24 protein-coding genes are annotated in these 25633 nt (G+C 60.1%); 14 read left to right on the top strand and 10 right to left on the bottom strand.

Features of this window, described 5'->3' with window-relative positions:
• Positions 1-153: 153 nt before the first annotated feature.
• Both cysQ and nudE read right to left on the bottom strand, forming a co-directional pair.
• Positions 154-1038: a 3'(2'),5'-bisphosphate nucleotidase CysQ gene (cysQ, locus tag ACYASU_RS06875; RefSeq protein ID WP_463582373.1), complete on the bottom strand. Its 885-nt coding sequence runs from the start codon at positions 1036-1038 to the stop codon at positions 154-156.
• Positions 1035-1601, bottom strand: coding sequence for an ADP compounds hydrolase NudE (gene nudE, locus ACYASU_RS06880; protein ID WP_463582374.1), 567 nt, complete (start codon positions 1599-1601; stop codon positions 1035-1037). Before nudE ends, cysQ begins: the two co-directional genes overlap by 4 nt.
• A 96-nt stretch (positions 1602-1697) precedes the next feature.
• Here nudE and yrfG point away from each other — a divergent pair, with 96 nt between their 5' ends.
• Positions 1698-2360 (top strand): GMP/IMP nucleotidase, encoded by a 663-nt coding sequence (gene yrfG, locus ACYASU_RS06885; RefSeq protein ID WP_463582375.1) that lies wholly within the window; start codon positions 1698-1700, stop codon positions 2358-2360.
• Positions 2361-2432: 72 nt separating this feature from the next.
• Here yrfG and lysM read toward each other — a convergent pair whose 3' ends face one another.
• On the bottom strand, positions 2433-2879 hold the full coding sequence (gene lysM / locus ACYASU_RS06890) for a peptidoglycan-binding protein LysM (RefSeq protein WP_192171331.1): 447 nt from the start codon (positions 2877-2879) through the stop codon (positions 2433-2435).
• Between the two features lie 171 nt (positions 2880-3050).
• On the opposite strand from lysM, the gene ACYASU_RS06895 reads away from it, so the two are divergent.
• From ACYASU_RS06895 to ACYASU_RS06910, 4 genes are all read left to right on the top strand, one after another.
• The gene (locus ACYASU_RS06895; RefSeq protein ID WP_463582376.1) at positions 3051-3938 is read left to right on the top strand and encodes a LysR family transcriptional regulator; all 888 of its coding nucleotides are present in this window, start codon (positions 3051-3053) and stop codon (positions 3936-3938) included.
• A 94-nt stretch (positions 3939-4032) separates the two neighbouring features.
• Positions 4033-4872, top strand: a complete 840-nt coding sequence (fdhD, locus tag ACYASU_RS06900; RefSeq protein ID WP_192171333.1) for a formate dehydrogenase accessory sulfurtransferase FdhD — start codon at positions 4033-4035, stop codon at positions 4870-4872.
• Positions 4873-4874: 2 nt separating this feature from the next.
• The gene (locus tag ACYASU_RS06905) at positions 4875-7205 is read left to right on the top strand and encodes an FdhF/YdeP family oxidoreductase (RefSeq protein WP_463582442.1); all 2331 of its coding nucleotides are present in this window, start codon (positions 4875-4877) and stop codon (positions 7203-7205) included.
• A 445-nt stretch (positions 7206-7650) separates the two neighbouring features.
• Positions 7651-8112: a glycine zipper domain-containing protein gene (locus tag ACYASU_RS06910; RefSeq protein WP_037016408.1), complete on the top strand. Its 462-nt coding sequence runs from the start codon at positions 7651-7653 to the stop codon at positions 8110-8112.
• 70 nt (positions 8113-8182) lie between these two features.
• Here ACYASU_RS06910 and ACYASU_RS06915 read toward each other — a convergent pair whose 3' ends face one another.
• Together ACYASU_RS06915 and ACYASU_RS06920 are read right to left on the bottom strand one after the other, a co-directional pair.
• The gene (locus ACYASU_RS06915) at positions 8183-8611 is read right to left on the bottom strand and encodes an acyl-CoA thioesterase (RefSeq protein ID WP_192171334.1); all 429 of its coding nucleotides are present in this window, start codon (positions 8609-8611) and stop codon (positions 8183-8185) included.
• Positions 8612-8665: 54 nt separating this feature from the next.
• Positions 8666-10597, bottom strand: a complete 1932-nt coding sequence (locus ACYASU_RS06920; protein WP_463582377.1) for a RecQ family ATP-dependent DNA helicase — start codon at positions 10595-10597, stop codon at positions 8666-8668.
• Between the two features lie 241 nt (positions 10598-10838).
• Between ACYASU_RS06920 and ACYASU_RS06925 the strand changes: the two genes are divergently transcribed.
• The 3 genes from ACYASU_RS06925 (at position 10839) to ACYASU_RS06935 (ending at position 13873) form a co-directional block, all read left to right on the top strand.
• Positions 10839-11645, top strand: coding sequence for a hypothetical protein (locus ACYASU_RS06925; RefSeq protein WP_282365752.1), 807 nt, complete (start codon positions 10839-10841; stop codon positions 11643-11645).
• Positions 11646-11775: 130 nt separating this feature from the next.
• Positions 11776-12903 (top strand): hypothetical protein, encoded by a 1128-nt coding sequence (locus tag ACYASU_RS06930; protein WP_463582378.1) that lies wholly within the window; start codon positions 11776-11778, stop codon positions 12901-12903.
• A gap of 235 nt (positions 12904-13138) precedes the next feature.
• On the top strand, positions 13139-13873 hold the full coding sequence (locus ACYASU_RS06935) for a hypothetical protein (protein WP_282365753.1): 735 nt from the start codon (positions 13139-13141) through the stop codon (positions 13871-13873).
• Between the two features lie 61 nt (positions 13874-13934).
• Here the strand turns inward: ACYASU_RS06935 and ACYASU_RS06940 are convergent, their stop codons facing one another.
• On the bottom strand, positions 13935-15476 hold the full coding sequence (locus ACYASU_RS06940; RefSeq protein ID WP_423571891.1) for a phosphoenolpyruvate carboxykinase: 1542 nt from the start codon (positions 15474-15476) through the stop codon (positions 13935-13937).
• A gap of 191 nt (positions 15477-15667) precedes the next feature.
• The gene (hslO, locus tag ACYASU_RS06945) at positions 15668-16570 is read right to left on the bottom strand and encodes an Hsp33 family molecular chaperone HslO (RefSeq protein ID WP_192171341.1); all 903 of its coding nucleotides are present in this window, start codon (positions 16568-16570) and stop codon (positions 15668-15670) included.
• A 98-nt stretch (positions 16571-16668) separates the two neighbouring features.
• Between hslO and ACYASU_RS06950 the strand changes: the two genes are divergently transcribed.
• Entirely contained in the window at positions 16669-17478 is an 810-nt protein-coding gene (locus tag ACYASU_RS06950; RefSeq protein ID WP_463582379.1) for a phosphatase PAP2 family protein, read from the top strand.
• A 65-nt stretch (positions 17479-17543) separates the two neighbouring features.
• Here the strand turns inward: ACYASU_RS06950 and ACYASU_RS06955 are convergent, their stop codons facing one another.
• A complete protein-coding gene (locus tag ACYASU_RS06955; RefSeq protein ID WP_065987435.1) occupies positions 17544-17945 on the bottom strand; it encodes an RNA-binding S4 domain-containing protein in 402 nt (133 codons plus the stop codon).
• A 118-nt stretch (positions 17946-18063) separates the two neighbouring features.
• Between ACYASU_RS06955 and rimA the strand changes: the two genes are divergently transcribed.
• Genes rimA through rimK form a run of 3 tightly spaced genes read left to right on the top strand, consistent with a single transcriptional unit; the run spans position 18064 to position 20237 of the window.
• Positions 18064-18837 carry a S6 modification regulatory phosphodiesterase RimA gene (gene rimA, locus ACYASU_RS06960; protein WP_463582380.1) on the top strand — a complete coding sequence of 258 codons (774 nt, stop codon included), beginning with the start codon at positions 18064-18066 and terminating at the stop codon, positions 18835-18837.
• A gap of 15 nt (positions 18838-18852) precedes the next feature.
• Entirely contained in the window at positions 18853-19335 is a 483-nt protein-coding gene (rimB, locus tag ACYASU_RS06965; protein WP_065987437.1) for a retropepsin-like aspartic endopeptidase RimB, read from the top strand.
• The gene (gene rimK, locus ACYASU_RS06970) at positions 19332-20237 is read left to right on the top strand and encodes a 30S ribosomal protein S6--L-glutamate ligase (protein WP_065987438.1); all 906 of its coding nucleotides are present in this window, start codon (positions 19332-19334) and stop codon (positions 20235-20237) included. The genes rimB and rimK overlap by 4 nt, the downstream gene beginning before the upstream one ends.
• Positions 20238-20314: 77 nt before the next feature.
• Here the strand turns inward: rimK and ACYASU_RS06975 are convergent, their stop codons facing one another.
• Complete coding sequence (locus ACYASU_RS06975; RefSeq protein ID WP_192171344.1) at positions 20315-21628, bottom strand: ATP-binding protein; 1314 nt, start codon at positions 21626-21628, stop codon at positions 20315-20317.
• A gap of 166 nt (positions 21629-21794) precedes the next feature.
• Positions 21795-22535: an osmolarity response regulator transcription factor OmpR gene (ompR, locus tag ACYASU_RS06980; RefSeq protein WP_065987440.1), complete on the bottom strand. Its 741-nt coding sequence runs from the start codon at positions 22533-22535 to the stop codon at positions 21795-21797.
• Positions 22536-22815: 280 nt separating this feature from the next.
• Here ompR and ACYASU_RS06985 point away from each other — a divergent pair, with 280 nt between their 5' ends.
• Together ACYASU_RS06985 and ACYASU_RS06990 are read left to right on the top strand one after the other, a co-directional pair.
• Positions 22816-25140 (top strand): Tex family protein, encoded by a 2325-nt coding sequence (locus tag ACYASU_RS06985; RefSeq protein ID WP_463582381.1) that lies wholly within the window; start codon positions 22816-22818, stop codon positions 25138-25140.
• Positions 25140-25523, top strand: a complete 384-nt coding sequence (locus ACYASU_RS06990) for a PaaI family thioesterase (protein ID WP_463582382.1) — start codon at positions 25140-25142, stop codon at positions 25521-25523. Before ACYASU_RS06985 ends, ACYASU_RS06990 begins: the two co-directional genes overlap by 1 nt.
• Positions 25524-25633 lie beyond the last annotated feature (110 nt).

The raw sequence follows: 25633 nt of genomic DNA on the forward strand, positions 1-25633 counted from the left end.
CCGTATTCAGCAGAGACATCTGCAGCGTCTTCTGACACCGCGCTTTCTCGCAGCAGACACAGCCCCTGTGGGAGTGAGCTTGCTCACGAAAGCGGCATTCCAGCCGCTGAAAATGGCGTGGATATACCGACCTATTGGCGAGCAAGCTCGCTCTCACAATTGATCCCCTACGGCGTCCTCAGAGCTGATGTGCGCCCAAGCCCTCGCCAACGCCAGCAACGCGCCGCGCCATGCCGCTTCCGCCGGTAACGCCAGGAAATACGAATTCAGCAGCGTCTCCCGCGCCGGGTACTCGAAGGTCGTGCCGTCCAGGTTCAGCACTACGCCGCCCGCCCCTTCCACCACACCTTGTGCAGCAGCGGTATCCCACTGAGACGTCGGCGCCAGACGCGGGTAGCAATCGGCGGCCCCTTCGGCCAGCAGGCAAAACTTCAGCGAGCTGCCGATATTGGTCAGCTGCAGCTCACCCACCACTTCCGACAAACCGGCCAGCAACCTCTGTTGCTCGGGGCTGGAGTGACGACGGCTGGCGACCACGGTGAACGCTTCTCCCGCGCCCGGCGCATTGCGCACGCTGATCGGCGCCAGATGCTGCGAATCGTCACTGCGCCACGCACCCAGCCCGGCGCCACCGAAATAGCAGCGGTTATTGGTCGGCATCGACACCACGCCAAATACCACGCGACCGTTCTCGATCAGTGCCACGTTGACGGTGAACTCTTCGCTGCCGGCAATGAATTCCTTGGTACCGTCCAGCGGGTCCACCAGCCACCAGCGTTGCCACTGGCTGCGTTCGCTCAACGGGATGTTGGCGTCCTCTTCGGACAAGATATGAATACTCGGATCCAGCGCCTTGAGGCCAGCCACCAACAGCTCATGGGCGGCCAGGTCGGCGGCCGTGACAGGTGAGTCATCCGACTTGACCTCGACTTCCACGCCGGCGCGCCAGAACGGCAGTATGACTTCGCCCGCCTGCCGGCAAAGTTCTATGACGGGCGCAAGCAGCGGATGCGGCAATTGGGCGAATGTCGGGTTCATGGCAGGAAGTCCCCACGCTCGGCCAACAGGTCGCGGGCGAGGTACAGCGCCGCCAGCGCGCGCCCTTCAGTGAACTGCGGGTTCTGAACCAGGCTGGAGAGCTCACGCAGATTGACCTTGTCCACGCGCATCGGCTCAGGCTCGTCGCCGGGCAGCGTTTCCTCATACAAATCGGTAGCCAGCACGACCTGAATTTTCTGGCTCATGTAGCCTGGCGAAAGGGATAGTTCGGTCAGGTGCACCAAGGTCCGCGCGCCATAACCGGCTTCTTCCTTGAGCTCGCGATTGGCAGCGGCCAGCACATCCTCGCCCGGTTCGATCAAGCCTTTGGGCAGCGACAGCTCGTACTGATCAGTGCCGCCGCAGTATTCCTCGATCAGCACGGCGTGGTCGGCATCGAGCATGGCCACGATCATCACCGCGCCGTAGCCACTGCCGCTGCCGACCAGCCGCTCGTAGGTGCGCTCGACGCCGTTGGAAAAGCGCAGCTGCACTTCTTCAACGCGGAACAGACGGCTGCTCGCGACGATTTTGCGAGAGAGGACGGTAGGTTTCTGCTGCATGACGAGCTCCTTGGCGTAGACGGGTTACTATACCGTGGCTTTTGCGGATGTCTTCGCCGCAAACCCACGCGACCCCTTCAACGCCGAGAGACTTGTATGCCTTCTTTGCCCTGGCGCGATATCGACACCGTTCTGCTGGATATGGACGGCACGCTGCTCGACCTGCATTTCGACAATCACTTCTGGCTGGAGCATCTGCCCAAGCGCTATGCCGAAGTGCACGGGGTCAGTCTGGCCATGGCGCAACTGGAGCTGATGCCGCTCTTCGAAAAAAACGCCGGCACCCTCAACTGGTACTGCACCGATTTCTGGAGCACGGAGCTGAACCTGCCGGTGAAGGACATGAAAGTCGAGATCGCCCACCTCATCGCCTTGCGCCCCGACGCCGAGACGTTTCTGGCCGCCCTCAAGCAGGCCGGCAAACGGGTCATCATGATCACCAACGCACACCGCGACTCGCTGTCGCTGAAGATGGAAAGACTGGAACTGGCGCCCTACTTCGAGCGTTTGATCAGCTCCCATGACTACGGTTATCCCAAGGAAAACCCGCAGTTCTGGGACGCGCTGCAGGACGACATCACGTTCGATCCGGCGCGCAGTCTGTTCATCGACGACACCTTGCCGATCTTGCGCAGCGCCGGGCGATACGGCATAGGCCATTTGTTGGCAGTGCGGGAGCCGGACAGCCGAAAAGGCCCGAAAGACACCGAAGAGTTCGAGGCTGTTGAGGATTATCGGGCGTTGGTACAGGGCTTGTAAGAATCATGCCGCATGGGATGCCGTACGGTCAGCGCTAACGCTGGTTTCCGTACGGCCAGTACAACTTACCGCTTACTCAGGAATACGCAGAACCTGACCTGGGTAGATCTTGTTTACGTCCTTCAGCATCGGCTTATTGGCGTCGAAGATTTTCTGGTACTTGTTGGCATCGTGATACACGCGCAGCGAGATGGCGCTGAGGGTATCGCCCTTCTGAACAGTGACGAACGTCGCAGCAACCACAGCAGGTGCGCCGGCGGCGATGGTCAGCTGATCATCAACGCTGCCAACACCGGCGATGTTACCGGCCGCCAGTACGATCTTCTCTTTCTCTTCCTGACTGGCGACTTCGCCCGTCAAGGTAATCTTGTCGCCTTCAACCGTCGCATGAACGTTGGGATTGCCCAACCCGACAGACTCGATGTGCTTTTTCAGCTCATCGCTGGCGTTGGCGTTTCCTGGGGTGAGCAGGTCGATAAGCTTCTCACCGGCTTCCTTCACAAAACTGAACAGACTCATGGGTTTCTCCTTGGTGTCGTCGTAGTGTCGTTGTGGTTTCCCGCGCAACATCTGTTCCGCTGACATTGCCCGACAAAACTCCGACCTGTGGCCGCGTCTCAAGGTTTCAAGCCATTTGACGTTCGGTCGCGATAGACTTCGCCGGGCCGGCCTGTGCCTCAAGGAAAGACGATGGACATCAAGCAGCTGAAATTTCTGATCGCCCTCGACGAAACCCGTCACTTCGGGCAGGCCGCTGCGCGCTGCCATATCACGCAACCGACCCTGTCGATGCGTCTGCGCAGCCTTGAAGAAGAGCTGGATCTGCCGCTGGTCAATCGCGGCCAACGCTTCGAAGGCTTCACCGCGCCGGGCGAACGCGTTCTGGCATGGGCGCGCACGGTGCTGGCAGCGTATGACGGCTTGCAGGCTGAAGCCGCCGCCTGTCGCGGGCATCTGGTCGGCACGTTGCGACTGGGCGTGGTGCCACTCTCGAACTTCGATCCGCTGCCCTTGCTGCAACGCCTGCATTCCCTGCACCCGAACATGCGCTTCGAGCTTTCATCCCTGAGCTCCGAGCAGATTCTCGATCAACTCGCCAGCAACCGCCTGGACCTCGGGGTTTCGTATCTGGACCGACTGGACTCCGAGCGTTTCGACTCATTGCAACTGGCCGAGACGCGGATGGGTGTGATGTATGACCAGCGCTATTTCAGCTTTGCCGAAGCGACGTCGAGCTGGGAAAGCCTGACCAAACTGCCCTTGGGCCTGCTCACCAGCGGCATGCACTTTCGGCAGTCCATCGATCACAACTTCCACAGCCGCGGCCTCCATCCGCAGCCGATCATTCAGACCGATGCGGTCCATCAGCTGCTGCAAGCGGTTCATGGCGGCTTCTGCTGCGCGATCATGCCGCTGGACGGCGGGCTGGAATCCCTCACCGAGCATCTGCGTTTGCAACCCATCGAAGACGCACAGACTCTGGCTCGACTAGGCTTGATCATGCGTCGCTCAGCGCCGCGCTCGGCATTGGCTGAAGCCTGTCTGGCGCTCTATCACACGATGATGCAAGAGAGTTGATCGACGTCATCTATCGGTGCATCAGTACTAGCGATTAGACGTAATCCGACCGGAGGCCTAGGCTTAAGCCTAATCATTCTGCCGGTTACTCCCAATGCACGCCAAGCACATGGATATCACGGCGCCCGCACAACAACTGCCCGCGCCCGCCGCAAGCCAGTCCTACAGCTATTCGAACCTCGAACACGACGTCAGCGAGCCCAATGTGCTGGCCGAGGAAGTCGCGTTGGCGATCGCCTACAACGGCATCAGCCAGGCGGTCATGCTGGTCACGCCCAGCGATCTGGAAGACTTCATCGTCGGCTTCAGCATCGGCAGCGGGCTCATCGAATCACCGGACGAGATCTACGACATCAAGCTCGGTGGTTGTGGCTCTGCGCAGACCGCAGAAGTTGAAATCGCCAGCCGCGCCTTCTGGAACCTGAAAACCCAGCGTCGGCAAATGGCCGGCACCAGCGGCTGCGGCCTGTGCGGCGTTGAAGCCGTCGAGCAGGCCTTGCCCGAGCTCAACGTGCTGCCCGGCGCCCCTCTTCCCCCCGCCGAATGGCTGAAAGGCCTGCGCGCGCGCATGGGCGAATTCCAGCCGTTGGGCGAACACTGCGGCGCGGTCCATGCGGCTATGTTCATGGACGCTCGCGGCGAAATTCTTTTAGGTCGTGAAGACATCGGCCGACATAACGCTTTGGACAAGCTGATCGGCGCACTGATTCGCCAGAACATCCCGACCACGGGCGGGCTGGCTATCGTCACTAGCCGCTGCAGTCTCGAACTGATTCAAAAAGTATTACGTGCCGGCATTCAGACCCTTGTCAGCCTGTCATCGCCGACCGGCCTGGCGCTGCAATGGGCTCGCCGCCACAACCTCAACCTCATTCATCTGCCTAAACACAGTGCGCCGCGGGTTTACAGTCCTGCGTTGGAGAATCAAGCGTGAGCATGCATAAAGAAGCCGACAAGGTATCGACCCCCCGCTACAAGCCCTACAAAGGCCCAGCTGGCGGATGGGGCGCATTGATCAGCGTCGCCCACTTCTGGCTGACCAGCGACAACGCCCTGAAGAACATTCGCACGATGCTCAAGACCAACCAGAACGGCGGCTTCGACTGCCCAGGTTGCGCGTGGGGCGATTCGCCGGAAAGCGGCATGGTCAAGTTCTGCGAGAACGGCGCCAAGGCCGTGAACTGGGAAGCGACCAAGCGCCGCGTCGACCCGTCTTTCTTCGCCCGCTACAGCGTGAGCGCGCTGCTTGAGCAAAGTGATTACTGGCTGGAATATCAGGGCCGTCTGACCGAGCCAATGGTCTACGACGCTCAGACCGATCGCTATAAGCCGATCGCCTGGGACGACGCCTTCGCCCTGATCGCCAAGCACCTGAACAACCTGCCAAGCCCAAACATGGCCGAGTTCTACACTTCGGGCCGTGCCAGCAACGAAGCGGCGTATCTGTATCAGCTGTTCGTCCGTGCCTATGGCACCAACAACTTCCCTGACTGCTCGAACATGTGCCACGAAGCCAGCGGCGTTGCGTTGTCGCAAAGCGTGGGCGTCGGCAAAGGCACGGTGACCTTCGAGGACTTCGAGCACGCGGACGCGATTTTCGTCCTCGGCCAGAACCCGGGCACCAACCACCCGCGCATGCTGGAGCCGCTGCGTGAAGCGGTCAAACGTGGCGCCCAGGTGGTGTGCGTCAACCCGCTGAAAGAGCGTGGACTTGAGCGTTTCCAGCACCCGCAGCACCCGCTGGAAATGCTCAGCAACGGCTCCGAGCCGACCAACACGGCGTATTTCCGTCCGGCATTGGGCGGCGACATGGCCCTGCTGCGCGGCATGGCCAAGTTCCTGCTGCAGTGGGAACGTGAAGCTCAGGCGAAGAACGAGCCATCGGTGTTCGATCACACGTTCCTCAATGAGCACACCAATGGCGTGCTGGAATACCTGGCCGCCATCGACGATACCTCGTGGGATTTCATCGTCGAGCAATCGGGTCTGCCATTGACCGACATCGAACTCGCCGCGCGCATGTACGCCAAAGGCAAGAACGTGATCATGTGCTGGGCGATGGGCATCACTCAGCATCGCCATTCGGTGCCGACCATCCAGGAAGTTTCCAACCTGATGCTGCTGCGCGGCAACATCGGCCGGCCCGGCGCTGGCCTGTGTCCGGTGCGCGGCCACAGCAACGTGCAGGGCGACCGCACCATGGGCATCAACGAGCGTCCGCCGGCGTTCTTCCTTGATGCGCTGGAGAAACGTTTCCAGTTCAAGGTGCCGCGTGAAAACGGTCATAACGTCGTCGAAGCGATTCACGCGATGCTGGAAGGCCGTGCGAAAGTCTTCATCGGGCTGGGTGGCAACTTCGCCCAGGCCACTCCGGACAGCCCGCGCACCTTCGAAGCCCTGAGCAACTGCGACCTGACCGTACAGATCAGCACCAAGCTCAACCGCAGCCATCTAGCCCACGGCAAAGAAGCGCTGATCCTGCCGTGCTTCGGCCGTACCGACATCGACATCCAGGCCGAAGGCCCGCAAGCAGTGACCGTTGAAGACTCGTTCAGCATGGTCCATGCGTCCAACGGCCAGCTCAAGCCGCTGTCGCCGCAGATGCGTTCCGAGCCTGCGATTCTGGCGGGCATCGCCAACGCGACGCTGGGCAAGCAGCCGGTGGACTGGCTGTGGCTGGTGGCGGACTACAGCCGTATTCGCGACCTGATCGCCGACACCATTCCCTCGTTCCAGAACTTCAACGAGAAGATCAAGAACCCGGGCGGCTTCTATCTGGGCAACGCCGCAGGCTCCCGTCGCTGGAACACGCCAAGTGCGCGGGCCAACTTCAAGCCGAACGTATTGCCGAGCGATCTGGTGCATGAAAGCGTGCGCGGGACAGGCATCGTGCCGGATCTGATCATGCAGTCCATGCGCTCGCACGATCAGTACAACACCACCATCTATGGCCTGGACGACCGTTATCGCGGCGTGAAAGGTCAGCGTGACGTGATGTTCGTGAACGAGGCCGACATCGTTCGGCTGGGCTTCGTACCGGGCCAGAAAGTCGACATCGTGTCGATCTGGGGCGATGACATCACGCGTCGCGTGAAGGGCTTCACCCTCCTGCCGTTCGACATCCCTGCCGGCCAGGCTGCCGCCTATTACCCGGAAGTGAACCCGCTGGTGCCGCTGGAAAGCGTCGGCGACGGCAGCAGCACGCCGACGTCCAAGTTCGTCGCGATCAAGCTGGAACGGCATGTGGAGACCGCGCGGATTATTTAATCTGCGTAGCAAAGCATATCTATGTGGGCGAGATGGCCCGCATAGACCTGCGTTCAGTCTCCAGAGAATTGGCTGAGTGTTCCGGCCCCTTCGTGAGCAAGCTCACTCCCACAGGTTCATCGCACTGATCGAGTTAGCTCGCTGACTCACGTCCTGGTGGGAGCGAGCTTGCTCGCGAAGGGGACCTTTCAGCCGCTGGATGTTCACCGGATGTACTGGTCACGTCGCGATCAAGCTCACCTGCGCAGCAGCCACAAAAAAAGGCCCGAATCGCGAGATTCGGGCCTTTGTCCAGTAGCGTATGACTCATCAACCTGACTTAGGTTCCCAAGCCAAAACAATAAGTTAGCGTTTTGTATACAGGTCGTGTTACTCGTCGGAATTCGATTGTGACATTTTCTTCATACTTGCAGGATCGCGGCGTCATCCCTACGAGCATTCCTACATGAAGTATTCCTCGATTCTGTTGTTGTCGTTCTCACTGGTCAGCGGTTTTGCCTCAGCAGGCGATAACGTGACGGCCGGCGTGGGCGGCGCATTGGGTGGGGTACTCGGCTCCGTCGTTGGCCAACAGGTCGGCGGCAGCACAGGTTCGGCAATCGGTGCCGGCCTTGGCGGCGCGGCCGGTGGCGCAGTGGGCGCCAACCGCAGAAACCGTACCGAAGCCGCAATCGGCGGCGGCCTGGGTGCCGCGGGCGGCAACGTGATTGGCCGCAGTGTCGGCGGCAGCACGGGCAGTCTGATCGGCGCAGCGGCGGGCGGCGGCGCGGGCGGCGCACTCGGCAACTACATGGGCGACGAAAGCCGCCGTGACGACGACCGAGGCCGTGGCTACCGTGGCGATCGCCGCGACTACAAACACGGTCGCGGCCACGCGTACGGTCATCGCAAGCATCATCGTGACTAACGCCGTCGAGTCCGACGCGCGCACCTGACCCGATGAACACCGGCCGCCCTTGACGCGGCCGGTTTCATTTTCAGACCACCAATCGCTCAAGCGCCTGCCGCAACCCCGTCGGGATCGGCACCGGCTGATTGGACGCCCGATCCACGAACACATGCACGAAGCGGCCTGCCGCCCGCGCTTCGTCTTCCCCCGCCTTGAACACCGCCAGCTCATATTGCACCGAGCTGTTGCCCAGCTTGCCAACCCGCAGCCCGACCTCGATCAACTCCGGATAGGCAATCGACGCAAAGTAATCGCACGACGAACTCACCACAAAGCCCACCGCTTCACCGTCGTGGATATCCAGCCCGCCCTGCTCGATCAGGTAGGTATTCACGGCGCTGTCGAAAAAGCTGTAATACGTGACGTTGTTAATATGGCCGTACACATCATTGTCGTGCCAGCGCGTCACGATCGGCTGGAAGTGGCGGTAGTCGGCGCGCTGCGGGGTGTCGTTCATGTGGCTCCCTCCGGTTTGTCTGTTGTGCTTCTTCGTTTATGAGGTTGGTAAAGGCTATTGAATCTGGCCCTGAATCCACTTCCGCACCTCGGCATACGGATACGCCTCCAGCGCCGCAAACCCGCCGATATTGCGGGCCTTGAGCCGGGTAAACATCGGCACGCTGATCCCGCAGAAAAACCGCGTCAGGCACTCCGCACCCGGCTCATGCCCTCGGACCTCAAGGTGCTTGCCAACGAACTCGCTGCACAGGTCCACGAAGTTCTGCTCGCTCAACGGCGTCAAGGCTGGCGGCTCGGGGAGCACAGCCACATGGCCCTCGCACACCGAACAATGGCCGCACTGCTCGGGCGCAAGGTCGTCGCCGAAGTATCGGGCCAGACGATGGCTGAGGCACTGCTCGCTGGCAAACAGTTCGAGCATCGCGTGGATGCGCGCGACTTCGGTCTTTTCGTGATCGACGAAATAGTCATGCAACTCCTCGCTCAGCGCCTGCGCGTCGAAGTCGGCGGCGATCAGGCTGTAGACCTCCGTCATCTGCTTGCTTTCGAGTTCGATCCAGCCCTTTTCCTGAAAGAAATCCAGCGCCGTCACCACTCGCCCGCGCTCGGCCTGATACTGCTGATACATCGCGTCGAAGTTAACGGTTGCCCAGGTGCGCGCCCGGCTTGACGTCTCGGTCAGCGCCTGCACGAACTCACGTCGTTCGCCCTGAAAGCGTTGCACCAGCACCTGCGGCTCTATCAGGTACTTGAAGCGATACTCCGCGAAATACGAATAACGCGGCGCAATGATCCCGCGCAGTTCCAGCTGCACCAGCAGCGTTTTGAGGGGCAGTTGGCGGATGTTGCTGAGGTCCGACAAAGGCGCCAGCAGAAACTCCCACTGACTGTCGTTGCGCGCGCCTTGCAGATCGTCCAGCACCAGCCGGATGCTCTCCTGCTCCGGCGTGTCGCCGTACACAAAGTTTTCCAGCACGTTCAGGCTATTGCGATTGGCCAAGACCAGACACTCCGACGTCGCCCCGTCGCGCCCCGCACGGCCGATTTCCTGGCTGTAGTTCTCGATGGATTTGGGCAGATCGAAATGCACGACGTTGCGGATGTCACTCTTGTCGATGCCCATCCCGAACGCGATCGTGGCAACGATGCAGTTCAGACGCCCGTCCATGAACTGGCGCTGGATCGATTCGCGCTTATCGTGGGGCAGACCGGCATGGTAGGCGTACGCCGGGATGCCGTTCTGCGACAGATGAGCGGCCACGAACTCGGCAGTCTTCTGCAGCGTGACGTAAACAATGCTCGGCTGCCCGGCCCGTTCGCCAAGCCACTCAACCAGACGCCGGCGCTTGTCCCGGCCCGCAACCGGCTCAACCCGCAGCGTGAGGTTGGGTCGGTAGAATCCGGTCGTCACCACATCGTCCGGCGCGATGCCGAACTTGCTTTGCATGTCATTGATGACTTGGGGCGTCGCGGTCGCTGTCAGGAGCAGCGCCTGGGGGATGTTGAACTCGCGCTGGTAGTCAGGGAGTTTCAGGTAATCGGGCCGGAAGTTGTGGCCCCACTCGGAAATGCAGTGCGCTTCGTCCACAACCAGAAGGGAGATTGGCACCTGAGTGATGAAATGCCGGAAGCGCTCGTTCTTCAGGCGCTCGACGGAAATCATCAGGATTTTCAACTCACCGGAGCGGGCCCTGGCCATGACCTCGGCGACGTCATCGCGGCTTTGCGCGGAGTCGATGCTCGCTGCCGCAATGCCGTGCCGTTGAAGGAAAGCCAACTGGTCCTGGATCAGCGCCAGCAGCGGTGACACCACCAAGGTCAGATGCGGCAGCAGCAACGCAGGCAGCTGATAGCAGAGGGATTTACCGGAACCTGTGGGAAATATCGCCGCAGCGGAGCGTCCTGCCAACACCGCACTGATGGCGGCCTCTTGTCCGGCGCGAAACTGCCGATAACCGAAAACCTGCTCAAGGGTTTGATGCATGTATGCCACTCCTTTGACCGTCGCAAGGGCGTGAACCATAGCGCGGTGGGTCCGGGCGCAATACACCTAAACCATTACAGAAATATCGGACAGGATACATCCCGGATACAAGTACCGTACGCGGTGCTGGCAAAACGGCATTCCGACGATTAATCTCGCGCGACGCAACCCATCGCTGCACATCAGACAGCCCGTTCGGCGGTAATCCCGTCTACGTCAGAAGATTCGCCAAGGAGAGGCAATGCAACCCACCACACCGCAGCCCGAGGATGACGGACTCACCATGCAGCGGCTGGCACCCGGTCAGTTCGACGTCGTGCTCGGTTCTCATCCCACCCGAAGCAGTGTTGCATCAGGCAAAAGCAATTGGCCGTTGAGCAGCCTTTTGATCTGCCTGGCACTGCTGATAGCCATCCTCTTTCTGATCGCGCAGATGTTTCGCACGCCCAAGCCGGCAGCAACGGTCATCCCTGCGCCGCCCATCGCTGAGGTGGTCAGCGAGCCTGACCCAGAGCCCGTCGCTCAGGTACGCAACGTCGAACAAGTGGTTTATATCGCCCCCAAGGTCGATATCTCCCAGCCCGCCGCGGCGCGGCCGCTCGACGCCTGCCTGAAAGACGGCAATGTCATCGACCGGGACGTCATCAATTGCCGCTTCGGTGAAGCTCAGGCCAACGACTCCCAAGTCACTCGCCCCCAAGGCATGGTTTCAGATCGTTACATGGCGAACTACAAGGCTGCCGCCGCCAAACCCAAAACAGAGCCCGCGCGACGCTACGAAGTAGCGGGCGTGTTCATCCGCGAAATTGACGGCCGCAACCGCTACGAAGCCCGCTATCGCATTTCCAACAACCACATTGAAACCAACAGTGTCTGCATGAACTTCCTGGCCGACAGTGTCGAACACCGTGAATGCCGCCGCGCCGCCGTACCCTACTTCAAAGACATGTGCAGCGATTGGAGCAAACGCGTCGCCAAAGACAAGAGCGACAAAAACAAACTGGCGCAAGAGCAATACTGCACGGCGGCCCGGGAATATTCCGCCTGATAGGTGATCAACTGACGTGCCGAGAAACCCATCAGTGCTTATTAACTAACACGCAGTAACAACAGCAGCCGACATGTTCTCAAACCGTCTTCTAACCTCGTCAGACCTATCAACCAACGAGGCTAGAAACATGACAACATTTACAATTTTCTTTTGCGGTACCGGCTCTACCAAATACGACAACTTGAACAAGAACTACTGGAACGGTGAGTTGGTCGCTACATTGGCGAACAACATCGACGGTCACGAGTTCGCCGAGTGGATTGTCATCGACGGGCCGGGTAGCGGCAACATGCAGGCCGATGAACTGTTCACCGAATCCAAAGGGTTTGGCTGGTCTGGCACCGCATTCGGCAAAGGCTGGCATGAGAATGTGCAGCATGCCGTCAACATCGTTCATGGCAAATTCGATTGGCAAAGAACCAAACTTTCAGAAGCTGACTACCTGCGTCTCAAAAAAGCCGACGTGCCTATCCCCGACGCTCAGGCGCATGGCTCCTGGTTCTGGCGGCAATACGACTACGGTAATCGCATCAGCCCGCAGGAACTCCAGCAACAACTGATCAAGAACCTGAGAAAAGGCGGCTTGATTCCAAAACAAATCAATCTGGTGGGCTGGAGTCGGGGCGGCGTCAGTTGCCACATGCTCGCCAATGCGCTGATGGCCAATCCGGTCACACGTCAAATCCCGGTCAATATCTTTGCGGTCGACCCAGTGCCCGGCCCACTGAATTATCAGCCTGAAAAAGTTTCTCTCGGTAGCAACGTTAAAGAATATGTAGGGTTCTATGCCCGCGATGAACGCTCCAAAGGGTTCTCTTGCATCATTCCGAAAACAGACCCCAAGACTAAAGTCAGCATATATCCCATGGCCGGACGTCACGCTACGCTGGTGGGTAACGCGTCGCTCACGGGCGCAAGTGGGCCAGGCGACCTGACAGAGCCTGGCAAGCTGGTGCGACATTACGCCGAAGTATGCCTGACCCGATGGGGCACTAAGCTCCAGCGAAAACTCAACTTGTCGGCTATCGAGATTGGCAAGCTGCATCAAAGTATCGTGATGCACGAAGCCGAGTTCATCAAAATGCGCAAAAACTCGTACACCGTTTTTTTTGAAGACTATAAAGCTGAACGTCATGTCAGTTACGCGAATAAGGCAACTGGCTTCAGCATGGTCGCAGGTACGCCGTTTAAGCCCGCGCAAGGCTTGGCGGCAAGCCTCGCAAAAGGGCATAGCGCCTACAAGGACATCTGCTGACAAAACCTGCAGTTCATAACAAGGGCGACTAGCGCATTATGTGGCTTTCCCGTCCATCGCCAATGGCCTCCTGCTGAGCGCTACGCTGGTGAAAAACAGAATTCCTGCGGAAGCCGCCCATAAGGGCGGCTTCTTCGTCCCGCTTTTTGTCATCGCTGCATTGACCCGCAAGCGTTTTATGCGGTCATAGGGAGCTAAGGTCAAAGAAACCCGCAGCGATTACGGACGGAACACCATGCCTCAAGCAGCCCCGCGAACACATACCAGCCTGTTTCCGCTGTTTCTCGCCGCTGCAGCCGCTCTTCTTTCGGGCTGCGGCGATGATGCCAAGACGACCAACGCGGCAACCGCGAGTGCATCGCCCCTGCAAAAGGTCATGAGTGTCGAGGTAAGCGGAGCGCTGAACCTTCACTACGAAGCAAGAGGCGATCAAGTAGCCGTGGGCTTCTTGCCCGGCAAACTGCCCGGTTCCAACTGGCTGACGCTGAGCGCGGATCAGGAAGCCGAGGGCGACCGCAATGAGGTGAGCATCGGGCCGATTCTCGGGTTCTCCTTCGATAACCCCGATCAGGAAAAGAAGGCGATCATGTTTCAAGGAGGCCGCGTCGAAGTTGCCCATGATGAAAACAGCGCGTCCTACGACACCGGTTCGTACTATCAGTATTTCGATACGGACAAGGGTGGCAACAACAGCAACGTCCAGCTCGTCTTCAGCAAAATCGAGAAACTCACCTCACCCAACAAACTGCTCGACCGCTATCGGTTGATCGGTACGTTTCAATTCAATGCCGCGCTTTCCCCTGAGCAGCCCACCGACGAATGCACCCGGGAAGCCGCTGCGTACGCCGCCGAGCATGGCGAGCGCCACCCCGGGTTCGACGCCAGGCTGTGTAACGCGAAGAGCGTGGTGGCGAAGGGCAGCTTCGACATTACCCAGGACTTTCCAGCGACGACGAAGGCGGACGGCTAGCTATCGCGCAGGCATAAAAAAACCGCCCCGAAGGGCGGTTTCTTTTTAGCAGGCGCCGATCTTACAGCTTCGGGCCCGCTGCCTTGATCGCGTCGCTCACGTCGAACTTCTTGAAGTTCTCGATGAACAGGCCGGCCAGTGCTTTGGCTGCTTCGTCGTACGCCGCTTTGTCAGCCCAGGTATTGCGTGGGTTGAGCAGGCCGGTTTCGACGCCCGGCACGGAAGTCGGGACATCCAGGTTAACAGTGTCGAGGTGCTCGGTTTCTGCACCGATCAACGCGCCGCTCTGGATGGCCGCGATGACGCCACGGGTGGTCGGAATGTTGAAGCGCTTGCCGACACCGTAGCCGCCGCCAGTCCAGCCGGTGTTGACCAAATAGACCTTGGAGCCGAAACCGCGGATACGCTTGATCAGCAGCTCTGCGTATTCACCAGCAGGACGCGGGAAGAACGGTGCGCCAAAGCAGGTGGAGAACGTCGACTTGATGCCAGCGCCCGAACCCATTTCAGTGGAGCCGACCAGTGCGGTGTAACCCGACAGGAAGTGGTAGGCCGCTTGTTCTTCGCTGAGGATCGACACGGGTGGCAGCACGCCGGTCAGGTCGCAGGTCAGGAAGATCACCGCGTTTGGCTCGCCGCCCAGGTTCTTCTCGGAGCGCTTTTCAACGTGCTCGAGCGGGTAAGCGGCGCGGCTGTTCTGAGTCAGGCTGCTGTCGGCATAGTCGGCATGGCCGGATGCGTCCAAAACCACGTTTTCCAGGACGGCGCCGTGCTTGATGGCCTTCCAGATCACCGGCTCGTTCTTCTCGGAGAGGTCGATGCACTTGGCATAGCAACCGCCTTCGATATTGAAGACAACGCCTTCGCCCCAGCCGTGTTCGTCGTCACCGATCAGGTAACGGGTCTCGTCGGCGGACAGCGTGGTTTTACCGGTGCCGGACAGACCGAAGAACAGCGTCACGTCGCCGTCTTCACCGATGTTGGCCGCGCAGTGCATTGGCAGCACGTCGGAGGCCGGCAACAGGAAGTTCTGCACCGAGAACATGGCTTTCTTCATTTCACCGGCGTAGCGCATACCGGCAATGAGGACCTTCTTCTGGGCGAAGTTGATGATGACGCAACCGTCGGAGTTGGTGCCGTCACGCTCGGGCACGCACTCGAAGTTAGCCACGTTGAGCACTTGCCATTCTTCACGACCGGCCGGGTTGTACTGGGCCGGATTGATGAACAGGCAGCGACCGAACAGGTTCTGCCAGGCCGTCTGGGTGGTCATCTTGACCGCCAGGTAGTGGTCTTCGGCTGCGCCTACGTGCACGTGGGAAACGAAGTGTTCCTGGGCGTTGTTGAACGCCTCGACACGCGCCCACAGGGCGTCGAACTTGTCGGCCGGGAACTTGCGGTTGATCGGGCCCCAGGCGATCGCAGCCTGAGTGGAGGGTTCGTCTACGATGAAGCGGTCGACAGGCGAGCGGCCTGTGCGGTGGCCTGTTTCCACGACGAGTGCGCCAGTATCGGACAGCACGCCTTCTTCGCGTTTGAGGGCTTCTTTAACCAGATCGTCGACACTGAGATCGGTGTGAACGGCGTTATTGGCTTGCGTCATGAGATTCCCCGTCGGCTCGATGGCCGAGTGCTCCAAACGTTTTGTAGTAGAAAAACCAACACTACTACAGCTAAAAAGTGGCCGGATTATGCCAGAAAAGCCCAAAAAAGGTAGGGCCCTCCTGTCAGAACTACATGAAGAAGAGTCAAGCGGGCCGGGCGGAAAGCTTTCAGCGCAGGACCCGCACTACATTAATGGCGGGTATCGGAAGGGGTATCTACCCCACCCCCTGCAAACAGCTGCGCTACATCGGTTGCATCGAACAGATAGCGCTGATTGCAGAACTGGCAGTCGATCTCCACCGCACCGTGATGCTCGATCACCAACTGCTGTGCATCTTCCAGACCAAGACTGACCAACGCATTGCCAGAACGTTCGCGCGAGCAGCTGCAACGGAACACCAGCGGCTGGACGTCGAACATGCGCACGACGTCTTCGTGGAACAGCCGTTTCAACACAGTTTCGTTGGTCAGGCTGAGCAATTCTTCGGCGGTCAGGGTGTCGACCAGCACATTGACGTGCTGCCAGCTGGCTTCGCGCTCATCCTGATCTTTCAGCTTCTCGGCCGGTAACTGTTGCAGCAGCAGCCCACGTGCGCGCTTGCCGTCGGCCTTGATCCAGAAGCGCGTAGGCAGTTGCTCCGACATCACAAAATACTCGGACAGACACGCCGACAGGTCGACGCCGTCCAGGCCTACGATGCCCTGGTAGCGTTTGCCCTGACGCGGGTCTATGGTCATGGTCAGGTCGCCGTTGGGCATCAGGTCGAGCAGCGTGGCGTCCGGCTTGACCAGGCTTTCGTCGTAGCGCGCAATGCCGCGCAACTCACGCTCGCTGGAGCACTCGACCATCAGCAGGGACACCGGCCCAAGCGACCGCGCCTGCAGAACCAGCAGACCGTCGAACTTCAGCGTGCCCACCAGCAACGCAGCGGCGGCGAGCATCTCGCCGAGCAACTGAGCGACTGGCTCGGGATACGGGTGTTTGGCAAGTACTTCGGCGTAGCTACGCTCAAGGGCCACGAGCTCGCCGCGAACGTCGCTCTCGTCGAAGATGAAGCGCTGGGTGTAATCGGTATCCGGAAAGTCTGGCATAGGAGAAGGTATCTGAATGGATGACAAAATGATGACAAGCGCCTATAAAGCGCGGTTTAGCACCGCTTGGTGCACTGTCATGCCGATGGGGGCATTTTATGGACTATCCCGCGTTGTTCCAACCCAAGTGGAACGTCAAAAAATTCTTGCTGTGCAATCTGGTGGCGCTGGCACTGCTGCTGCTGTGGATCTGGCCCACGGGCCACGCGGCATTCACGCATTTCGATGAAGGCCTGTTTCACGTACTGAACCGCCCGCTTGAGCAAAACAAGGCGTGGTTGTGGATCTGGACGGTTGCCAGCATGCGACCCTTCGATATCGTCGTCGGCCTGATTCTTCTGACGCTGCTCATAAAGGGCGACTGGGTGTTCAAATCCCTGCAAACCCGTGCCGCGCTGATCGGCTTCGTGCTGACGCTGATCCTGCTGCTGATCATCCGCACGGTGTTTTCCAAGATCATCGACCACAGCGCGCTGCAACACGACAGCGCCTCGATGATGATCCCTGATGCCATCAAGCTCAGCGACATATTCCCGGGTCTTGAAGACAAGTGGCAGCTCAAGGACCGTTCCAGCCAGAGCTTCCCGGGTGACCACGCTTCGGTGCTGCTGATCTGGGCGATGTTCATGAGCGTCTACAGCCGCACCGTCGGCCAACGTGTCGTCATCTGGGCGCTGGCGTTCCTGTTCATGATGCCGCGCCTGGTCGCCGGCGCGCATTGGGGTCAGGACGACTACATCGGCGGCGTGATGATCGCGTTGCTCGCGCTGGGCTGGAGTTGCTACACCCCGTTCGCGGCCACTGCTACCGCCTTCGTGTTTCGACTGACCGCGCCGGTCTTCAATGTGTTGGGCCGCCTGCCGCTGATCAAATGCCTGAGCATCATGAAGCAGGGCTCTCATTTGTAAGCTGCCCGTTGCTACCGAGCAGTCCGGGGTCGATTAACCCACGATCCCGGAAAGCGGCGAGATCGTCAGTCGTCACCCGAACGAAAATGAAACAATTGCCGACGCTGCTTTTTGGTCGGCCTGCCGTCGGTCGTCACGCCCAGGCTTCCGGCCTTGCGCATCTCGGCGGCTTGTTCGCGTTTGGCGAGGCTCTCCGGCGTTTCGCTGTACAGCAGCTGAGCCTCCGGGGCGCCACGGCGGACAATCGACAACGCCTGAACCACCACGGTCCGCTCATCGAAGCCCGCTCTGATCTGGAACTCGTCACCTACGCGCGGCTCTTTTCCCGGCTTGCAACGTTCGCCCCGGCAATGAACCTTGCCGCTTTCAATGGCGGCTTTTGCCAGCGCACGCGTCTTGAAGAAGCGCGCCGCCCAAAGCCATTTGTCCAGACGGACTTTGTCGTCCTCGTCTGACTTCTGTGTCATCTGAATTCCTCAATCGCGTAATGGTCAGAACCGTACTACGTCACGCCGGGGACGCAGTAACCGCCACCCTCGTTTACACTGCCCCCCAAGACTAAAGCACCGGCTTCAGGAGAACGACGTGACAGACTTCCCTACGTCATTGACCGGTGGGTGCCAGGGCTGCAGAGAAAGCGCCGCGCTGGATTTCGAATTTGAATTCGCCTATCAGCCAATCGTGGACGTCCGCAACCGCTCGGTGTTCGCTCACGAGGCGTTGGTACGGGGCGTCAACGGCGAAAGTGCCCTGTCTGTACTGAATCGGGTGGACCACACCAACCGTTACCGTTTCGATCAATTGTGCCGAACCCGCGCGATTTCAACTGCCGCCCGGCTGGGAGTGGACGAATACTTGTCGATCAACTTCCTGCCCAACGCGGTGTATCGCCCTGAACTGTGCATTCGCAGCACCCTTGAAGCGGCTCGCGCCCACAATTTTCCGCTGGACCGGCTGATCTTCGAGACCGTCGAAACCGAGCATGTGTGTGACAACAGCCACCTCACTAACATCCTTCGCGAGTACCGCCAGTTTGGCTTCAAAACCGCTATCGACGACTTCGGTGCCGGGCATTCGGGACTGACCCTGCTTGCCGACTTTCAGCCTGACCTGATCAAGCTTGACATGGCGCTGGTGCGCAACGTCCATCTGGATCCCGCACGGCAGGCCATCGTGCGCGGCATTGTCACAATGTGTACGGACCTGAACGTTACAGTGATCGCCGAAGGCATCGAACATGCAGGCGAACGAGACTTCCTCGCCGACTGCGGCATTTACCTCATGCAGGGCTACTGGTTCGCCAAACCTGCATTCCAGGCGCTGGCGCACATCGACGCCGGTGCCTGGCAAAACGTGTAAACGAACGGAAACGCTTTGAAAACATTTGATCATCTGACCGTCATCGGCCTCCGCGAATGGGTGGCGCTGCCCCATCTGGGCGTTGCCGGGCTGCGCGCGAAAATCGACACCGGGGCCAGCACCTCCAGCCTGCACGCGACTGAAATCGAGCCGTTCGAACGGGACGGCGAAAAATGGGTGCGCTTCAACGCGCATCTGGGGACGGTGGTGCAGCTGCGTCATCGTCGCTGCGAGGCACAACTGGTGGCGATGAAAACCATCAAAAGCTCCAACGGCCACGCTCAGGTTCGCTACGTCATTCGCACGACACTGGCGCTGGGGGATAGGGTCTGGCCGGTTGAGTTCACGCTGGCCTGCCGCAAGGCCATGCGCTACCGGTTGCTGCTCGGTTCCAAAGCCCTGATTGACGGCCAGTTGGTGGTCAATCCGGGTGTTACTTATATTCAGGACAAGCCGGTCTTCCCGGCTTCAAATCTCTCTGCCACAGGTGCTGCATGAAGATCGCTGTGCTTTCGCGAAACCCGCGTCTGTATTCAACTCGTCGTCTGGTCGAAGCTGGCATTCAGCGCGGCCACGAGGTCGTGGTGGTCGATACCCTGCGCGCCTATATGAACATCGCCAGTCATAAGCCGCAGATTCACTACCGAGGAAAACCCCTGGAAGGCTTTGATGCGGTGATACCGCGCATCGGCGCTTCCGTGACCTTCTACGGCTGCGCCGTGCTGCGTCAGTTTGAAATGATGGGCGTGTTCCCGCTCAACGAATCCGTCGCTATCGCGCGGTCCCGTGACAAGTTGCGCTCGCTGCAGCTGTTGTCGCGACGCGGCATTGGCTTGCCCGTCACCGGCTTTGCTCACTCACCGGATGACATCCCTGACCTGATCCAGATGGTCAACGGCGCGCCGCTGGTGATCAAGGTGCTCGAGGGCACGCAAGGCATCGGCGTGGTGCTGTGCGAAACCGCAACGGCGGCCGAGTCCGTGATCGAGGCCTTTATGGGTCTGAAGCAGGACATCATGGTGCAGGAGTACATCAAGGAAGCCGGTGGCGCGGACATCCGCTGCTTCGTGGTGGGTGACAAGGTCATTGCGTCGATGAAGCGTCAGGCGAAGCCCGGGGAATTCCGCTCCAACCTGCATCGAGGCGGCACCGCCAGCCTGATCAAGATCACCCCCGAAGAACGCATGACGGCCATTCGGGCCGCCAAGGTCATGGGCCTGAGTGTCGCGGGTGTCGACATCCTGCGCTCCAATCACGGGCCATTGGTGATGGAAGTGAACTCGTCGCCAGGTCTTGAAGGCATTGAAACCACCACCGGCAAGGATGTCGCGGGGATAATCATCGAGTACATCGAGAAAAACGGCGGGCCGCACATGACCCGCACCAAGGGCAAGGGCTAACGCTTAAGCCCGTTTCTGCACGGAGGCTTTGGTCGCGAGCACGCCGCCCAAGGTCTCCAGTCGGAATCAGTAACGAGTCAATCGGCATCCCGCGGCAGCAACAGCCCCAACGGCAACCGAACCCTGGCCTCCAGCCCGCCTCCCGAACGATTACGCAACTCGACATTGCCGCCGTGCATCGCTGCAATGCGCTTGACTATCGCAAGGCCAAGCCCCGTCCCCTTGCCACTTCGGGCGCGGTCACCACGGATGAAGGGATTGAAAATACCCTCCAGCTCCGACGGATCAATCCCCATACCCCGATCCAGCACGCTCAGCACCACATAGGGCGCACCGCTGTCGCCGGAAACATAGGCCGCCACTTCAACGCCGTCACCGGCATGGTGCATGGCATTGCCAATGAGGTTGTTGAGCAGCCGCTTCATGGAAACCCGTCGCAGCGGGAACGGCGGAATCGACTCAAGGCACAGCCGGACCTGCTCGACCGGGTTGTTGTAGGGCGCCACCACTTCGTGGACCAGCTCGACCAGATCGACTTCTTCGACCTCTTCATCGCGCCCGTCCCGAATAAATGCCAGGAATTGGTCGAGGATGGCATCCATGTCCTCAATGTCGCGAACCATGCCTTCCATGAATTCGTTGTTGGTCGGCATTAATTCCAGTGACAGGCGCAAACGCGTCAGCGGCGTTCGCAAATCGTGGGACACCCCGGCCAGCATCAGCTCGCGCTCCTGCCCGGCCTGCTCCACGTCTTCGGCCATCTGATTGAACGCCCGGTAAACCTCGGTCATCTCGCTGGGCGTGTCGCCCACCGGCAACCGCACGCTGCGGCCCTGCCCCAGCTGGCGTGCGGCAAAAACCAGGCGCTTGAGCGGCTGATTGAGCTGGCTGACGAAGATCCACGCCGAAGCCGTCGAGAGCAAGCCGATCGCCAGAAACCAGCCCAACACGCTCCAGATTTTCTGCCCGCGCAACGGATGTGGGTACAGCGGCACTTTCAGCCAGCCATCGCCGAGACTCGGCGCCCTCACCCACAGCGCAGGAGGCGCATGGACACGCAGACGCACTTCGGTGTCCGCGCCCAGTTCATCCTGCATCTGCCGTTGGTAGATTTCGGAATACGGCCAGTGCTGCTCGCCTTCCGGTACGCCGCCACCCACCACGCGGATCAGCCCGGCGGCGTCGGCGATGGTCTGCCGGTCGCTCTCGTCGGCCGCCCAGTAAGCCCGCAAAGTGAGTGCAACGCCGTGGCTGTATTGGCGATCGACCAGAACATCCTCGTTCATCAGCAAATAGACGAGGGTCAGGGCCTTCGAAAACAGCACGACAATGAGCACCAGCCACAGGGTGCGGGAGAAAAAACTTTGCGGGAACCAGAGCGGTGTCTTCATAACAGCAGCTACACACTTTGCGGAAGCGAGCCGGGCTCGCGAATTTGCGGAACACATGACACAGCAAAAACCAGCCACGCCAATGGCCGCTTTCGCGAACATCGAGGTGACTGGCTAACGTAGGCGGGCGTGAGACAGGCCCGGCAGGTTACCGTCGAACTTGCTGCTACTGCTTGTTGGCACCATCTGGCACGAAAACATAACCCACTCCCCAGACCGTCTGAATGTAACGCGGCTTGGCAGCGTCCACCTCAATCAGACGACGCAGGCGGGAGATCTGGACGTCGATGGAGCGCTCCAGGGCGTCCCACTCGCGGCCACGGGCCAGATTCATCAGTTTGTCCCGCGTCAGCGGCTCACGCGCATGCATGACGAGTGCCTTCAGCACGGCGAATTCACCGGTGGTGAGCATGTGTACTTCGTCGCCCCGCTTGAGCTCGCGGGTGGCGAGCGACAGAGCGTAGTCGCCGAAAGTGACGGTTTCGTCTTCCGTGGCAGGTGCGCCGGGTACGGGTGCGGATTGACGACGCAGCACCGCGCGGACGCGGGCCATCAATTCGTCAGGATTGAAAGGTTTTGCGAGGTAATCATCGGCGCCGAGCTCGAGGCCCTTGATACGGCTGAGCTCGTCGCCCTTGGCGGTCAGCATGATGATGGGGACTTGATTGTTCGCGGCGCGCAGACGGCGGCAGGCGGACAGGCCGTCTTCGCCCGGCAGCATCAGGTCCAGCACCACGAGGTGGAACACTTCGCGCGCCAGCAGCCGATCCATTTGCTCCACGTTGGGCACAGCCCGGGCGCGGTAGCCCTTGCTGTTGAAAAAGCGCTCTAGCAGGCTGCTCAAGCCCGGGTCATCGTCAACGATGAGGATTTTCTCGCCTTCAGCCGTTTGTGCAGTGCTGCTCATTGGAAGCTCCTTTGATCTCGGCGCGCATTATGGCGTAGCTGCAGTTATGCGCACCGTGTGCATTGTTAGCAGATTTTTCCTGAATCCACATGGGTGCTCTCGCTCAGTCACTTGAGGGCGATTCGCCGCGGCTGCGCGGGCTGAAACCGGCGTATCGACGGGCCGATCCCCTATTCAGGGCTCACTGGGTATAATGCGCCGCCTTCAAGGTCAGGCAACGCTCGTTCAAGGCGGTTCGCCAGCCGCTGATTTAATGCACACACATTTGCCAGGTGGTTTTATGGACAGTATCAACAGCCGCATCGCCGAGGAACTCGGCGTCCGCCCGCAACAGGTCGAAGCGGCCGTCGCGCTACTGGATGAAGGCTCAACGGTGCCTTTCATCGCTCGTTACCGCAAGGAAGTCACTGGCAGCCTCGATGACACGCAACTGCGTCATCTGGAAGAGCGCCTGCGCTACCTGCGCGAACTCGACGAGCGCCGCATCAGCATCCTTGCCAGCATCGAAGAGCAAGGCAAGCTGACCCCTGAGCTGGCGCGCGATATCAAGCTCGCCGACACCAAGACCCGCCTTGAAGACTTGTACCTGCCGTACAAGCAGAAGCGCCGCACCAAAGGCCAGATCGCACTGGAGGCCGGCCTGGGTGAGCTGGCCGACGGCATCTTCAACGATCCAACCCTGACCCCGGAAACCGAAGCTGCGCGCTTCGTCGATGCCGAAAAAGGCTTCGCCGACGTCAAGGCCGTGCTCGAAGGCGCCAAATACATTCTGATGGAGCGCTTCGCCGAAGACGCGACGCTGCTGGAAAAGCTGCGCAGCTTCCTCAAGCACGAAGCCGTGATCAGTGCCCGTGTAGTGCCGGGTAAGGAAGAAGAAGGCGCCAAGTTCCGCGATTACTTCGAACACGACGAGCCGCTCAAGAGCATGCCGTCGCACCGTGCGCTGGCGATCTTCCGGGGTCGCAACGAGGGCGTGCTGAGCTCGGCGCTGAAAGTCGGTGAAGAGCTGCCCGGCACCCTGCACCCGTGCGAAATGATGATCAGCGAGCGCTTCGGCCTGCAGAATCAGAACCGTCCTGCGGACAAGTGGCTGGCGGAAGTCGTGCGCTGGACCTGGAAGGTCAAGCTGTACTCCAGTCTCGAAACCGACCTGCTCGGCGAGCTGCGCGAAGGTGCCGAAACCGAAGCGATCAACGTATTCGCTCACAACCTGCACGACCTGTTGCTGGCCGCACCGGCGGGACCACGCGCCACGCTGGGCCTCGATCCGGGCCTGCGCACGGGTTGCAAGGTCGCCGTGGTCGACAGCACCGGCAAGCTGCTGGACTACGCCACGGTCTACCCCCATGTACCGAAAAACCAGTGGGATCAGACCATCGCCGTGCTCGCGGCCCTGTGCGCCAAGCATTCGGTTGACCTGATCGCGATCGGCAACGGTACCGCCAGCCGCGAAACTGACAAGCTGGCCGGCGATCTGATCAAAAAGTATCCAGGCCTGAAGATGACCAAAGTCATGGTCTCTGAAGCGGGCGCTTCGGTGTACTCGGCGTCGGAACTCGCTGCCAAGGAATTCCCGGACCTCGACGTTTCGATCCGTGGCGCCGTCTCCATCGCACGCCGCTTGCAGGACCCCCTCGCCGAACTGGTGAAAATCGACCCGAAATCCATCGGCGTCGGCCAATACCAGCATGACGTGTCGCAGCTCAAACTGGCCCGCGGCCTCGACGCGGTGGTGGAAGACTGCGTGAACGCCGTGGGTGTGGACGTGAACACCGCATCCGTCGCCCTGCTCGCTCGGATTTCCGGCTTGAACACCACCCTGGCGCAGAACATCGTTGCCCACCGCGACCAGAACGGCGCGTTCAAGACCCGTGCGGCATTGAAGAAAGTCCCGCGTCTGGGCGAGAAAACCTTCGAACAGGCCGCAGGCTTTCTGCGGGTTATGAACGGTGACAACCCGCTGGATTCGTCAGCCGTTCACCCTGAGGCGTATCCGTTGGTGCAGCGCATCGCCGCCCAGACCGATCGCGACATCCGTTCGCTGATCGGCGACGCTGCCTTCCTGAAGCGTCTCGACCCGAAGACATTCACCGACGAAACCTTCGGCCTGCCGACCGTCACCGACATCCTTCAAGAGCTGGAAAAACCGGGCCGCGATCCACGTCCGGGGTTCAAGACCGCTGAGTTCCAGGACGGCGTTGAAGACTTGAAAGATCTTCAGCCGGGCATGATCCTGGAAGGCGTGGTCACCAACGTCACCAACTTTGGCGCGTTCGTTGACATCGGCGTGCATCAGGACGGTTTGGTGCACATCTCCGCGCTTTCGGAGAAGTTCATCAAGGACCCTCGCGAGGCGGTCAAAGCCGGCGATGTGGTGAAGGTCAAGGTGATGGAGGTGGACATCCCGCGCAAGCGCGTTGGTCTGTCGATGCGCATGAGCGACACGCCGGGCGAGAAAGTCGACGGCGCTCGCGGTGCCCGTCCGGGAGCAGCGCCGCGTCAGCAGCAAAGCAATGCCCCTCGCAAGGAAGCCTCGACCCCGGCGCCGAGCAATAACCCGATGGCGTCGCTGTTCGCCAACGCCAAACAATTGAAGAAGCGCTGATGGATATCCCTGATGAGCTGACCCAGAGCGCCTATTTCAAGACGCTCGGCTGCCGGGTAATGAAACTGGACGAAGGCGTTGCCGTCGTCGCTCTGCCGCTTGAACCGCACCTGCGCAACCGCGGCAACGTCATGCATGGCGGCGCGCTGTTCAGTCTGGTCGACATCACCATGGGCCTGGCCTGCTCCAGCGCCCACGGCTTCGACAAGCAAAGCGTTACCGTGGAATGCAAAATCAATTACATGCGCGCCGTGGCCGAGGGCGAAGTCATCTGCACCAGCACGGTGCTGCATGCCGGACGCCGAACGCTGGTGGTCGAAGCCGAAGTTCGCCAGAACGACAAGCTGGTTGCCAAAGCGCAGGGCACGTTCGCGATCGTCTAGCTGTCCGATAGCGTTATGAGTTAATTTCGGCACTGTTCAGCAGTGTCGAAATTTTCTGATTTCCTTGTAGGAACGATCAGCGACGGGCATCGGCGTTAGGGCCATCGACG

The organism is Pseudomonas sp. HP_12, from assembly GCF_055283955.1.

What these genes read in the sequence shown, in the direction of transcription:
- cysQ (WP_463582373.1), bottom strand. Translation starts at nt 1,038, where the DNA reads ATGAACCCGACATTCGCCCAATTGCCGCATCCGCTGCTTGCGCCCGTC.
- nudE (WP_463582374.1), bottom strand. Translation starts at nt 1,601, where the DNA reads ATGCAGCAGAAACCTACCGTCCTCTCTCGCAAAATCGTCGCGAGCAGC.
- yrfG (WP_463582375.1), top strand. Translation starts at nt 1,698, where the DNA reads ATGCCTTCTTTGCCCTGGCGCGATATCGACACCGTTCTGCTGGATATG.
- lysM (WP_192171331.1), bottom strand. Translation starts at nt 2,879, where the DNA reads ATGAGTCTGTTCAGTTTTGTGAAGGAAGCCGGTGAGAAGCTTATCGAC.
- ACYASU_RS06895 (WP_463582376.1), top strand. Translation starts at nt 3,051, where the DNA reads ATGGACATCAAGCAGCTGAAATTTCTGATCGCCCTCGACGAAACCCGT.
- fdhD (WP_192171333.1), top strand. Translation starts at nt 4,033, where the DNA reads ATGCACGCCAAGCACATGGATATCACGGCGCCCGCACAACAACTGCCC.
- ACYASU_RS06905 (WP_463582442.1), top strand. Translation starts at nt 4,875, where the DNA reads ATGCATAAAGAAGCCGACAAGGTATCGACCCCCCGCTACAAGCCCTAC.
- ACYASU_RS06910 (WP_037016408.1), top strand. Translation starts at nt 7,651, where the DNA reads ATGAAGTATTCCTCGATTCTGTTGTTGTCGTTCTCACTGGTCAGCGGT.
- ACYASU_RS06915 (WP_192171334.1), bottom strand. Translation starts at nt 8,611, where the DNA reads ATGAACGACACCCCGCAGCGCGCCGACTACCGCCACTTCCAGCCGATC.
- ACYASU_RS06920 (WP_463582377.1), bottom strand. Translation starts at nt 10,597, where the DNA reads ATGCATCAAACCCTTGAGCAGGTTTTCGGTTATCGGCAGTTTCGCGCC.
- ACYASU_RS06925 (WP_282365752.1), top strand. Translation starts at nt 10,839, where the DNA reads ATGCAACCCACCACACCGCAGCCCGAGGATGACGGACTCACCATGCAG.
- ACYASU_RS06930 (WP_463582378.1), top strand. Translation starts at nt 11,776, where the DNA reads ATGACAACATTTACAATTTTCTTTTGCGGTACCGGCTCTACCAAATAC.
- ACYASU_RS06935 (WP_282365753.1), top strand. Translation starts at nt 13,139, where the DNA reads ATGCCTCAAGCAGCCCCGCGAACACATACCAGCCTGTTTCCGCTGTTT.
- ACYASU_RS06940 (WP_423571891.1), bottom strand. Translation starts at nt 15,476, where the DNA reads ATGACGCAAGCCAATAACGCCGTTCACACCGATCTCAGTGTCGACGAT.
- hslO (WP_192171341.1), bottom strand. Translation starts at nt 16,570, where the DNA reads ATGCCAGACTTTCCGGATACCGATTACACCCAGCGCTTCATCTTCGAC.
- ACYASU_RS06950 (WP_463582379.1), top strand. Translation starts at nt 16,669, where the DNA reads ATGGACTATCCCGCGTTGTTCCAACCCAAGTGGAACGTCAAAAAATTC.
- ACYASU_RS06955 (WP_065987435.1), bottom strand. Translation starts at nt 17,945, where the DNA reads ATGACACAGAAGTCAGACGAGGACGACAAAGTCCGTCTGGACAAATGG.
- rimK (WP_065987438.1), top strand. Translation starts at nt 19,332, where the DNA reads ATGAAGATCGCTGTGCTTTCGCGAAACCCGCGTCTGTATTCAACTCGT.
- ACYASU_RS06975 (WP_192171344.1), bottom strand. Translation starts at nt 21,628, where the DNA reads ATGAAGACACCGCTCTGGTTCCCGCAAAGTTTTTTCTCCCGCACCCTG.
- ompR (WP_065987440.1), bottom strand. Translation starts at nt 22,535, where the DNA reads ATGAGCAGCACTGCACAAACGGCTGAAGGCGAGAAAATCCTCATCGTT.
- ACYASU_RS06985 (WP_463582381.1), top strand. Translation starts at nt 22,816, where the DNA reads ATGGACAGTATCAACAGCCGCATCGCCGAGGAACTCGGCGTCCGCCCG.
- ACYASU_RS06990 (WP_463582382.1), top strand. Translation starts at nt 25,140, where the DNA reads ATGGATATCCCTGATGAGCTGACCCAGAGCGCCTATTTCAAGACGCTC.